General features: G+C 73.8%; 10 protein-coding genes. 7 read left to right on the top strand and 3 right to left on the bottom strand.

All coding sequences use genetic code 11. From position 1 onward, the window contains the following. Window positions 1-131: 131 nt before the first annotated feature. A complete protein-coding gene (locus AOK22_RS30795) occupies window positions 132-1,445 on the bottom strand; it encodes a 3-oxoacyl-ACP reductase (RefSeq protein WP_055702007.1) in 1,314 nt (437 codons plus the stop codon). A gap of 72 nt (window positions 1,446-1,517) precedes the next feature. On the opposite strand from AOK22_RS30795, the gene AOK22_RS30790 reads away from it, so the two are divergent. After that, entirely contained in the window at window positions 1,518-2,795 is a 1,278-nt protein-coding gene (locus AOK22_RS30790; RefSeq protein WP_055702006.1) for an acetyl-CoA C-acetyltransferase, read from the top strand. Between the two features lie 20 nt (window positions 2,796-2,815). Here the strand turns inward: AOK22_RS30790 and AOK22_RS30785 are convergent, their stop codons facing one another. Next, the gene (locus AOK22_RS30785) at window positions 2,816-3,808 is read right to left on the bottom strand and encodes an ArsR/SmtB family transcription factor (RefSeq protein ID WP_055702005.1); all 993 of its coding nucleotides are present in this window, start codon (window positions 3,806-3,808) and stop codon (window positions 2,816-2,818) included. 143 nt (window positions 3,809-3,951) lie between these two features. On the opposite strand from AOK22_RS30785, the gene lxmK reads away from it, so the two are divergent. From lxmK to AOK22_RS30760, 6 genes are all read left to right on the top strand, one after another. Continuing rightward, complete coding sequence (lxmK, locus tag AOK22_RS42270) at window positions 3,952-5,019, top strand: class V lanthionine synthetase subunit LxmK (protein WP_055702004.1); 1,068 nt, start codon at window positions 3,952-3,954, stop codon at window positions 5,017-5,019. Beyond that, window positions 5,016-6,080 carry a T3SS effector HopA1 family protein gene (locus tag AOK22_RS30775; RefSeq protein WP_055702003.1) on the top strand — a complete coding sequence of 355 codons (1,065 nt, stop codon included), beginning with the start codon at window positions 5,016-5,018 and terminating at the stop codon, window positions 6,078-6,080. Before lxmK ends, AOK22_RS30775 begins: the two co-directional genes overlap by 4 nt. A 102-nt stretch (window positions 6,081-6,182) precedes the next feature. Continuing rightward, window positions 6,183-6,347, top strand: coding sequence for a hypothetical protein (locus AOK22_RS41595; protein WP_157872325.1), 165 nt, complete (start codon window positions 6,183-6,185; stop codon window positions 6,345-6,347). Between the two features lie 64 nt (window positions 6,348-6,411). Next, complete coding sequence (locus AOK22_RS30770) at window positions 6,412-7,353, top strand: hypothetical protein (RefSeq protein WP_055702002.1); 942 nt, start codon at window positions 6,412-6,414, stop codon at window positions 7,351-7,353. 3 nt (window positions 7,354-7,356) lie between these two features. Continuing rightward, complete coding sequence (locus AOK22_RS30765) at window positions 7,357-8,097, top strand: SDR family NAD(P)-dependent oxidoreductase (RefSeq protein ID WP_055702001.1); 741 nt, start codon at window positions 7,357-7,359, stop codon at window positions 8,095-8,097. A 139-nt stretch (window positions 8,098-8,236) separates the two neighbouring features. Beyond that, on the top strand, window positions 8,237-9,769 hold the full coding sequence (locus tag AOK22_RS30760; protein ID WP_244165175.1) for an alpha/beta hydrolase: 1,533 nt from the start codon (window positions 8,237-8,239) through the stop codon (window positions 9,767-9,769). Window positions 9,770-9,788: 19 nt separating this feature from the next. On the opposite strand, the gene AOK22_RS30755 is transcribed toward AOK22_RS30760, so the two are convergent. After that, window positions 9,789-10,685: a helix-turn-helix transcriptional regulator gene (locus AOK22_RS30755; protein ID WP_055701999.1), complete on the bottom strand. Its 897-nt coding sequence runs from the start codon at window positions 10,683-10,685 to the stop codon at window positions 9,789-9,791. Window positions 10,686-11,149: the final 464 nt, after the last annotated feature.

The raw sequence follows: 11,149 nt of genomic DNA, 5'->3' as shown, positions 1-11,149 counted from the left end.
TGCCGGGTGGCGATGGGTGTGGCTCCAGCCCCGGTGCAGGCGGATGGTGCCGGGGCGGGATCAAGGGGGCGTCGGGGTCGGTGCGGGTGGGGGTAAGACCGAGGGGCGTTACCCGGGCGCGACGGGTCGGTCTACGCGCCCAGGAGGCTTTGGCCGCAGACCCGGATCGTCTGGGCGTTCACGCCACCCTGCGCGAGCCACGACGTCGTCTCCGCGACGTCCACCGGAAGTCCCCCCTGCGCCAGGGAGTTCATGCGCCGGCCCGCCTCGCGGATGAAGAGAGGTACCGCCGCCGTCATCTTCGTCTCGATGAAGCCGGGCGCCACCGCGTTCACCGTCACCCCGTGCTCCGCCAGCGCACGCGGCCCGAGCGCACGGACCAGCCCCACGATCCCCGCCTTGCTCGCCGCGTAGTTCGTCTGGCCCGCGTTCCCCGCGATGCCGGCGATCGACGCCGTCGCGACGATCCGGCCGCCGGGGCGGACCGTGCCCGCCTTCAGGAGGTCGTCCGTGGTCGAGAGGACCGCCGCGAGGTTGACGTCGAGGACCGAACTCCAGCGCTCGGCGGGCATGTTGGCCAGCTTGCGGTCCCGCGTGATGCCCGCGTTGTGGACGAGGACGTCGAGCCCGTCGGGCAGCGCCGCCGCGATCCGCTCGCCCGCGTCCGGCGCCGTGATGTCGAGGGGGAGCGCCGTCCCGCCGAGGCGGTCCGCCACGCGGGCCAGGTCCTCGCGCGCGCCGGGCACGTCCAGCAGCGTCACCCGCGCGCCGTCGCGCACGAGGACCTCCGCCACCGCCTCGCCGATGCCCCGCGCCGCGCCCGTCACCAGGGCGGCGCGCCCCGCGAGGGGACGGTCCCAGTCGGCCGGCGCCGCCACGGACTCCGCCGGGCCGGTCTCGATCACCTGGCCGGTGACGTAGGCGGACTTGGGGGAGAGGAGGAAGCGCAGGGTCGACTCGGCGGTGCCGATCGGGCCGGAAACCCGGACGAGGGAGGCCGTGCGGCCGCGGCCGAGTTCCTTGGCGAGGGAACGTATGAAGCCTTCGAGGGCCTGCTGCGCCGCCGCCTGGTGATGGTCGGCGGGGTCGGGGGGCGTGCCCAGGACCAGGACGCGGCCGTTGTCCGCCACCGTCCGCACCACCGGGTGCAGCGCCGCGTGGACCTCGCGCAGGCCGTCGACCGTCGTCACCGCCGTGGCGTCCAGGACAACTGCCGTGGGGCGCGCGGGCGTTGTGGTGGTGGGGGCGTGGCCCGCCGAGGTGAGGAGCGTCAGGAGGTCCGCCGTGTGGGGGGACTCTCCCGCGGTGAGGAGTGCCGACTCCCCGCCCAGGGTGGGGTGCTCGGGCGACCAGCGGCGCAGCGCCGTCGGCTGGGGCAGGCCCAGGCGGCGGGTGAGGAAGCGGCCGGGCGCGGTGCCGGTGAAGGTCAGGTAGCGGTCGGCCATTGTCCAACTCCCAGCTCGGTCGTAAATTTACTTCTGAGTAAGGTTACTCAAGGGTCAGGAGCTGGTCGAGACATGAGTCTTCCCTCTGTTCGCCGCGTCGCCGTCATCGGTGGCAGCCGCATTCCTTTCGCCCGTTCCGACGGGCCGTACGCGACCGCCTCGAACCAGGACATGCTCACCGCCGCCCTCGACGGGGTCGTCGAGCGGTTCGGGCTCCAAGGGGCCGGAGACGTGGGGGAGTTCGCCGCGGGCGCGGTGCTCAAGCACAGCCGGGACTTCAATCTCGCCCGCGAGGTCGTGCTCGGCTCCGGTCTCGACTCCCGTACCCCTGCCTACGATCTTCAACAGGCCTGCGGCACCGGGCTCCAGGCCGTGATCTCCGTCGCCAACAAGGTCATGCTCGGGCAGATCGAGTCCGGGATCGCCGGCGGGGCCGACACCGCCAGCGACGCGCCGCTCGGGGTCAACGACGAGCTGCGGAAGGTGCTGCTCGCCGCGCGGCGGGCCCGTTCGGTCGGCGGGCGGGTGCGGGCCCTGACGCGGGTGCGGCCGGGGCATCTCGTACCGGACATCCCGCGCAACGCCGAGCCCCGCACCGGCCTTTCGATGGGCGAGCACGCCGCCGTGACCGCACGCGCGTGGGGCATCACGCGCGAGGCGCAGGACGAACTCGCCGCCCGCAGTCACCAGCGCCTCGCGGCCGCGTACGAGCGGGGGGTCCTGGACGGTCTCGTCGTGCCGTTCCGGGGGCTGGAGCGGGACCAGAACCTGCGGCCCGGGTCGTCCGTCGAGCAACTGGCCCGGTTGAAGCCGGTGTTCGGGGTCGAGGCGGGTGGTGCCACCATGACCGCGGGCAACTCCACGCCGCTGACCGACGGCGCCGCCGTCGCGCTGCTCGCCAGCGAGGAGTGGGCCGCCGCGCGGGACCTCGCGCCGCTCGCGTACCTCACCGCCTGCGAGACCGCCGCCGTGGACTTCGTCCACGGGGACGTCGCCGACGGCGAGGACGGGTTGCTGATGGCCCCCGCGTACGCCGTGCCCCGGATGCTGGAGAAGGCCGGGCTCGGCCTCGCGGACTTCGACTTCGTCGAGGTGCACGAGGCCTTCGCCTCACAGGTCCTCGCCACGCTCGCCGCCTGGGAGAAGCGGGGACTCGGGACGGTGGACCGCGAGCGGCTCAACGTCGCCGGGTCCTCGCTCGCCACCGGCCATCCCTTCGCCGCCACCGGCGCGCGCATCGTGGCCACCCTCGCCGGGCTGCTCGCCGAGCGCGGGCGGCCCGGACGCGGGCTGATCTCCCTCTGCGCGGCCGGCGGGCAGGGCGTCACCGCCATCCTGGAGAGGGACTAGGCGGCGCTCCTTCCGAGGGGCTAGTGGGTCAGCAGGTCGAGCAGTTCGCTGCCCAGTTGAGTACGGCGGACCACCACGTGCTGTCCCTGCCGGCGCCGGTGGATGAGGCCGACGTCCTCCAGCCGCGCGCAGTGGTGGGACACCGTGCCGGGCGCGTAGCCCAGGGCCGACGACAGGTTCCCCATGTGGGTGGCCGCGCTCGTCGCGCGAAGGATGGCGGCCCTCGCGTCGCCCAGGATGAGCCGCGCCGGGTCCCGGCGGGGCGCCGGGGGCCGCGGCAGCCGGCCGGACCAGAGCGCGTCGAGGCCGGGCAGCGGGTAGCCCACCCAGGCGGTGTCCGCCCGGTCGAAGGCGAACAGCGACGCGTCGCTGCCGGAGGCGACCGGCACGAGGACCAGCCGGCGTCCGAGGAGGTCGAAGTCCTCGGGGTGCTTGTCCGGCAGTCGCAGCACCGTGCCGTCGAGGCGGTAGCGCGGGCTCAGGGCGGACAGCGCCAGCTCGGGGCGGCCGAACGCCACGGAGCCGCCCACCCGCTCGGCCTCCCGCCGCAGTGCGCTGCCGGCCGCCGTCCACACCGGTTCCACGGTCTGCCACGTGCGCTGCATGACCTGGGCGTAGGCCTGGATCCAGCGCTTCGGCCGCTCGATCACGTGACGCCACTGCGGGGGGACGGCGCCGCCGAAGTCCGCCTCCAGGTCCGCGAGAAGCGTGTCGGTCGATAAGTCCCGCAGCTGTTCCAGATGGTGGTCCGCGGCTTCGTGGGTCATCGTGCCCGTCGGCGTCAGACAGTCGGGTATGGCCGGATGCTCGGGCGCGAAGAGCGGCCGGAGCGTCGCCTCGGCGTGTGCGGGCGCGCCGAGGCGGACCGCTCGGCGCGCCGGGTCGGGAACGGCGTGCCGCCGCTGCCCGAACGTGTCCGCGACGAGCGAGAGCAGACTCGCCCCTGGGTGCGGAACGACATGGATGCGCAGCTCGGAAAGGCTTCCCAGCTCCAGCCTTGAATAGGTGTTCATTTCTTGCCCCCGTTCGTGCCGTGCGCCCCCGTTGCGCGTGGCTGAACGCATCGTACGACCTGACTCATATCCCCGGGGTAAACGCTTTTCGAAGATCTTCAAAATGCTTGTTCCGGCATCTCGTCGACCGGCAGAGTCGAGGTATGCCGGATGCGGAGATAGCAGAGTTCATTCGTCGGGCGGGGTACGGGGAGTTCCTGCCGGACACCGTGGTGACCTTCCCCGGCCGGAACCAGAACGTGGCCGGCACGACGACCGGTGGGACCGATGTTTTCGCCAAGCGCATACGGGTCGCGGGCCGGGCCGGTGCGGGCCTGGAGCGGGCCGGACGCTTCGAACAACTGGGCGGGGAGCTGCAGTTGCGGCACCTGCGGTGGCCCACTCCGCTGGCGAGCGACGCGAGCCGTGGAATTCACGTCACGCATTGGCTGAAAGGCTGCCGGACGGCAGCCGACGCGGTCGCCGACGGCGCATTCGGGCCCGAACTCGCCCGCAGGCTGGGGCAGGCGATCGGTGAACTTCATTCGCTGCGCGTACCCTCCGAAAAGGTCCCGCGCGAGCCATTGCCGATGCCCGACCGCCGGATCCTCACCTCCTTGTCGATGGGGCAGTATCTGGAGAGCAGCGCAGGACTCATCGCCCTTTGGCGCATCGTCCAAGGGGACGCCGTGATGGCGGAATCCGTGCAGCGTCTCAGGGAAGACGAGAAACACGCTCCGGCAGTTCCGATACACGCGGATCTGAGGCTCGATCAGATTCTCGTGGAGGGGGATGAATTGCTCCTCTCCGACTGGGAGGAGTTCCGGCGGGGCGACGGGGCCAGGGACGTCGGGGCGGTCGTCGGCGAGTTCCTGTTCCGCAGCATCGTGGGCATCGCGGACGAGGAGTTCCCGCAGGGCGACGGCGGCACGGGGGGCGAGGGCCGGGCGCACGACGAGATCATGACCAGGGGCGTACGCAGGCTGGAGGAGGCCCGGCCCACACTCACCGCGTTCGCCGAGGGCTACCGCTCCGTGCGGTCCGCGCCCGACGACGGACTGGCGGTGCGCGCGGTCGCCTTCGCCGGATGGCACCTCTTCGACCGGGTGATGGCCGCGGCGGCCTTCCGCTCCGACCTCTCCCCGGTGCACCGCGCCGCGGCGGGAGTGGGCCGCACCGCCCTGGTGACCCCGGCCGCCTTCGTGGCCGTCCTCGGGATGGGGGCCGTATGACTTCCGAACCGACCGGGACCGCCGAGCTGGCCGGGACCGCTGGGTCGGCCGGGATCGCCGGACTCGCCGAGATCGCCGAGGTGGCCACCGTGCGGGCGCACGACCTCACGGCGTGCGTCGCGGGCACCGAGATCCGCGCCGACAGCCTCCGCGCACTGCGCGAACGCCTCGCCGACCACCTCTACCGCACGCTTCACCAGGGCGCGGCCGAAACGACACCGCACCCCCGTGACCTGTCCGACCCCGCCTTCGTGGCGGACCTCAAGGCGGCGGTTCCGCACACCGTGTGCCGCGTGCCGGCCCGGTCGGCGCCCGGCGCCGACCAGGCGGGCGGCGACGAGACGACCGTCGTGCTGCAGGGGGTACGGGTGACGGTCCCCCGCGCGCTCGTCCGTACCGGACCCGGTGCGGAAGCGGCGGACGGCGGCGCCGTCACCCGAGCGGCGGACGGCGGCGCCGTCACCCGAGCGGCGGACGGCGACGCCGTCACCGTCGAGCTCCCCCCGTGCCGGCCGGCGCTCTCACCGGGCTTCCTGGCCGTCCTTGGCACGCGGCAGCCGAGCGGTCACGCCTCGCCCGTCCTGCGGGTCTACCTGCACATCGCCCGCCCGCAGGCGGCGAGCGCCGTCTGGGGCACGGCACTGCGCCGCCTGGAGGACCTGGGCGTCCCCTACCAGGCCAAGGTGCTCGCGCACCCGGACCGGTATCCGCGCAAGGACGCGATGGTCGTCTACCTCGGCGGCCGGACCGAGACCGCTCTGCGCGCGCTGGCCGATACGGCCGCGGGCCCCGCGGGCGACGGCATCGCGCCCTCGGTCTCGCCCTTCGCCCGCCGGATCGGACCCGGTGTCGCGATCGCCTGGGAACCGCACCCGGACGCCGGGGCGGTCCGGCGCCTCAGCTTCGGCCAGCACCGGGCCCGCGCCTACGCGGACGGCCTCATCGAGCACTCCCTGGACGGCACCCCGCTCGCGAGGTCGGTCGCCCGCGCCCTGCGCGCGGCGGGCGCCGACCCCGAGCAGCCGTACCGGAACAGCGACAGCCCGCCTGTCGCCCCATGACTCTCCGCCCGCCGACGCCGGTCACGGCCGGCGCGGGACGGAGGAACCGGAGAAATCCGAGAACCCGGAGAAATCCGAGAAACCGAGAAGAAGGAGACAACCATGAAGATCGAGAACCCCGCCGAGTCCCTGGTCAGCGGCTACCGCGTCTACACCGACGGCGACCAGGTCGCCCAGGTGGCCGGCACGGAGGGCCCGGAGACCACGGCCTCCATCACGACCGCGACGCCGGTCATCACCACCACCACGCTGATCTTCGACTGCTGAGTCGGGGAAACGCAGCTCCGGGGCCCCTTCAGGGGCCCCGGAGCCCTCACCGAAAGGGCCCCAGGTGTCACCCGCAACGGACGAGCCCGCCGTCGTCTCCTACGGCACGCGCGCATCGACGACCCGCGTCGTACGCCGTGGCCCGCACGACTTCCAATGGCGCCGGATCCCGGGCGAGACCACCGTCAAGGCGACGGACCTGCCGCCGCCCCCCGTGCTCCGGCTCTTCGCGGACCTCTCCGCCGAGAGCACCGTCCGCTTCGCCGTGCCCCGGGAGACGGGGCAGCGCGACCTGGTCTACGAAGTGCCCGACAGCGTCAGCATCGGCTGGCACATGCTGGCCGGCGCCGCGGTGCCGAAGCAGTACGCCGACGTCGCCCGCCGGGTCGGCGCGGCGGTCCGGGCCCTGCACGAGCGCCCGGTGCCGGCCGGGCTCCACCGGACCGCGGCCTGGCTCGGCGGACTGACCGACTGGCTCGGCCGCAGGCCCGACGCGCTGTCGGACCGGCTGGCCCGGCGCGTCGGCGCGCACCGGTGGGCGCACCTCGTCCGGTGGGCCGAGGAGGCGGCGGCCGGGGCGCACGGCATCGCTCTGGGCACGCTGTCCCCCGGGGTCGTCGTGGTGGACCCCCGCGACCTCACCGCGCACGTCCTGATCAGCGCCGAGGTGGGCCGCGGCGGGCCCGAGCTCGACGTCGGCGCCCTCGCGGAGGCGCTGTCGACCTCGGTGGCGGTCGCCCGGAGCAGCGCCCACCACGGACCGGAGAACCTCGACTACGCGTCCCTGTGGGAGGCCTTCGTCTCCGGGTACGGGCCCACGCTCCCCGACCGCGGACCAGTGGGGCGCGCGGCGCTGCTCCGGCGCGTCCACCGGCTGCGGAGCATGAGCAGCCACATCGGCGAGAACGTCTTCCTCCACGAGCAGATCGGCCTCCTGCCCGACCTCGTGGAGCAGGAAGGCGCACCCCTCGTCCCCACATCCCTCATCCCCACACGGAGAGACTGAAGCATGGGAACCCTGAACGGCCGGACGGCCCTGGTCACCGGCGGCTCCCGCGGCATCGGCAGGGCCGTGGTCCAGCGCCTGGCCGCCGAGGGAGCGGCGGTGGTGTTCGGATACCACCGTGACGCCGTCGCGGCCGAGACGTGCGCGGCGGAGGTCATCGGCGGAGGCGGGACGGCCCACGCCGTTCAGGCCGATCTCGCCGACCTCGACCAGGTCCGGCGGCTCGTCGAGACGGCGGACACCCTGCTGCACGGCCTGGACGTCGTCGTCAACAACGCCGCCGACCCCGAGCAGCTCGACATCGCCAAGGCCACGCCCGGCCACTACGACCGGCTCATGGCCGTGAACGCCAGGGCGCCGTTCTTCGTCATGCAGCACGCCCTGGACGTCCTGCGGGACGGCGGCCGCGTCATCAACATCTCCAGCATCGCGGCGGCCATGTCCGCTCCGGGCGCCGCCGTGTACGCCGGCAGCAAGGCCGCCCTGGAGCGGTTCACCACGACGGCCGCGCAGGAGTTCGGCCCGCGCGGCATCACGGTCAACGCCATCGCCCCCGGCACCGTGGACACCGACATGCTCCGCGGCCTGCACGACGAGCGGTCCCGGCAGGCTCTCGCGGCCGTGACACCGCTGCGGCGCCTGGGCGAGGGAGCCGACATCGCCGGGGTCGTGGCCTTCCTGGCGGGCCGGGACGCGGCGTACGTCACCGGGCAGATCATCCCCGTGAACGGCGGCCTGCGCTGAGGCGGGGCGTGCGCGGAGGGTGACCGGGGTGCGCGGGGCGTCACGGGTCTGGACGGGCGGGGGGTCCGTTGCGCCCTTAGGGTGAGCGAGGGGCACACCCTGGGAGGTTGCCGTGCGCGGAGCCTGTGCAGTCGCCGGCGTGACCGTGCTGGTCGTCGTGGGAGCGGGAGTGCCGGGGCTGGCCTCGGCCGCCGACGGCGGGAGCGGCCGGCCCGATCTGTCGCGGTTCTACACACAGAAGATCAAGTGGGCCGCCTGCGAGGACGACACCGAGGCCGAGGCCGAGGCCACGGGGAACGCCAAGGACGTGCGGTGCGGGAAGGTGACCGTCCCGCTCGACTACGCGGACCCCGCGGCCGGGACCGTCGACGTCGCGATGATCCGGATGAAGTCCAGCGCGAGCGGCAAGCCACGGGGCTCGCTGCTGCTGAACTTCGGCGGTCCCGGCGGGCCCGGCGTCTCCGCGCTCGCCATGTCGCAGAAGGAGTTCGGCTTCCTCAGCAAGGGCTACGACGTCGTCTCCTTCGACCCGCGCGGGGTCGGCCTGAGCGAGCCCGTCAGCTGCGGCGACGCCGAGCAGAACGCCGACCCCACGGACGGCCCGGCCGCCGGGGACTCCGACGACCCGGCCGCCGTCCTGGACGAGCTGCGCAGGGTCGCCAAGGAGTGCGCGGCCACGTCCGGGCCCGTCCTGCCGCACATGGGGACCGTGAACGTCTCCCGCGACCTGGACGTCATGCGCCAGGCCCTCGGCGACAAGAAGCTCAACTTCCTCGGCTTCTCCTACGGGACGCGGCTCGGCGCCGTCTACGCCGCCCAGTTCCCCCGGAAGGTCGGGCGGATGGTCCTCGACGGCGTGGACACCCTGACCGAGCCCGTCGCCGAACAGTCCCTCGCGACCGCCGAGGGACGCCAGACGGCCCTCGACAACTTCCTCGCCTGGTGCACCGGCAACGCCGGCTGCGTCTTCGGCACGGACTCGCGCGCGGCCCGGCACAGCATGGTCAGGCTCGTCCAGGACATGGACGAGATGCCGTTGCAGTCCCTGGACGGCCAGGAGTTCACCGGCCAGGACGTCGTCGGCGTACTCAGCCAGGCCCTCTACAGCAGGCAGGCCTGGCCCGCGCTCTCGCAGGCCCTGGGCGCGCTGCTCGCCGACGGCGATCCGCGGGCGCTGATCCGGATGAGCGGCGGACTCGCGCAGGGGGTCCGGGGCGACGTGCCGCTCGACAACATGAGCGCCGCCCTCATGGCCGTCAACTGCGCCGACGACCCCGACCGGCCCGACGCCGCCCACCTGGAGAAGGAGATCGGCAGGCTCCAGGAGGAGTTCGAGGAGGCCTCGCCGGTCTTCGGCAAGTCGATGCTGATGCCCGTGCTGCTCTGCTTCGGACGGCCCGCGGGGACCAGCTACATCCGCGACGACGTACGCGACGTGAAGACGCCGAAGCTGCTGCTCGTCGGCACGCGCGGCGACCCCGCCACGCCCTACCGGTGGACGGAGGAGACCGCGCGGCGCCTCGGCTCGCAGGCCGTCGTCCTGGACAACAAGGGCGACGGGCACACCGGTTACCTCGGCTCCACCTGCGTGCAGGACAAGGTCGACGGGTTCCTGCTGTACGGGGAGACGCCCAAGAGCGGGAGCTCCTGCCCGGCGGACTCCTCGGGGTGAGCGGGCGCCGGGGGCGGTCCTACGGGGTCCCCGGGGCCGCCTCCGGATCCTCCCGGTCCCCCGGGGCGAGGGCCAGCATCGCCTTCTCGTCCGGGGTGTCCGGCTTGGCCTGGTAGACCACCATGCGCTGGCCGCCCGCCCGCGCCAGCGTCATCACCTCGTACGTGAGCGTCATCGTGCCGACCTTCGGGTGGGCGAACGTCTTGAGGCCGCCGCCGCGCTCGCGCACGTCGTACCGCTCCCAGATCCGCGCGAAGTCCGGTGACTTCAGGAGGAGTTCGCCGACCAGGTTCGTCAGCTGGGGCGAGTCGGTGTCGGTGCCGCCGACCGCGCGCAGGTGCGCCACCGACGTCGCGACCGTCTCCTCCCAGGGCTGGTAGAGCACCCGGCCCACGGGGTGCAGGAAGAGGTAGCGGGTGACGTTGCGCTGCTCGGCGGGCCACTCCCACAGGCCGGGGAGCAGGGCCCGGCCGGGGGCGTTGGCGGCCAGCATGTAGCTGTGCCGGCTCACCACGTACGCGGGCAGCGGGGCCAGCGCCTCCAGCATGCGCAGGGTCGACTCGCGGACCGTGTGGTCGGCCGTGGGGTGCGGCTCGGTCAGCCGGCCCGACGCCAGCTCGGCCAGGTCGTGCAGGCGGTCGTGGGCGTCGCCCGTCAGGCGCAGGGCGCGGGCCAGGGCGTCGATGACGGCGGTCGACGGGTTCGTCTCGCGGCCGCGCTCCAGGCGCGTGTAGTAGTCGACGCTCACCCCGGCGAGGGTCGCGAGCTCCTCGCGGCGCAGGCCCGGGGTGCGGCGGATGCCGGCGCCCGCGGGCAGGCCCGCCTCGGCGGGGGTGACGCGGGCGCGGCGGGCGCGCAGATAACGGCCCAGTTCCGTGCCGGTCGCCGGAGCCGCGGGCGGTGTGCTTTCCGTCATCGGGCCATTGTCCCCGGCGCGCGCCGACCGTGGGGGGCCGTGTCAGGGCCAGGAACGCGGCACCCCGGTGAGGCGCGGCCTGCCACCGCGCGGGAAACGGGCGGACAGTGGTGCTCGTCGCGGACGGCTCGGCCGCCGTGGCCCAGGGGGTGCGAGACACCGGGCCGCGGCCACGGCGGCCCTGCCGTCCGCCCTTTGCCTCCGCATGAGCTGTCCCACATGACCTGTCCCGCACGTCCTGTCCCGCACGTCCTGTTCCCCATGAGTTGTCCCGCACGACCTGTCCCGCACGACCCGCTGTCCTCCCCGCCGCCCGGCGCCGCGCTCCGGTGCCGCTCCGCGGCAGGGCCCGCCGCTCTCCGGCGTCGCACCGCGGTGTGATCCGCCGCTCTGTGCCGACCCGTCTCCTCCCGACCGCAGGAGCTCCTTCCCCATGACGAGCACCCTCACCACCCCCATGGCCC

This window comes from Streptomyces silaceus, from assembly GCF_001419745.1.
GTDB classification, from domain to species: Bacteria; Actinomycetota; Actinomycetes; order Streptomycetales; family Streptomycetaceae; genus Streptomyces; species Streptomyces silaceus.
This window is presented reverse-complemented; position numbering and strand designations above follow the sequence as displayed.

Excerpts from the sequence above, each read along its gene's own strand:
- AOK22_RS30795 (WP_055702007.1), bottom strand. The coding sequence starts at position 1,445 with ATGGCCGACCGCTACCTGACCTTCACCGGCACCGCGCCCGGCCGCTTC.
- AOK22_RS30790 (WP_055702006.1), top strand. The coding sequence starts at position 1,518 with ATGAGTCTTCCCTCTGTTCGCCGCGTCGCCGTCATCGGTGGCAGCCGC.
- AOK22_RS30785 (WP_055702005.1), bottom strand. The coding sequence starts at position 3,808 with ATGAACACCTATTCAAGGCTGGAGCTGGGAAGCCTTTCCGAGCTGCGC.
- lxmK (WP_055702004.1), top strand. The coding sequence starts at position 3,952 with ATGCCGGATGCGGAGATAGCAGAGTTCATTCGTCGGGCGGGGTACGGG.
- AOK22_RS30775 (WP_055702003.1), top strand. The coding sequence starts at position 5,016 with ATGACTTCCGAACCGACCGGGACCGCCGAGCTGGCCGGGACCGCTGGG.
- AOK22_RS41595 (WP_157872325.1), top strand. The coding sequence starts at position 6,183 with ATGAAGATCGAGAACCCCGCCGAGTCCCTGGTCAGCGGCTACCGCGTC.
- AOK22_RS30765 (WP_055702001.1), top strand. The coding sequence starts at position 7,357 with ATGGGAACCCTGAACGGCCGGACGGCCCTGGTCACCGGCGGCTCCCGC.
- AOK22_RS30755 (WP_055701999.1), bottom strand. The coding sequence starts at position 10,685 with ATGACGGAAAGCACACCGCCCGCGGCTCCGGCGACCGGCACGGAACTG.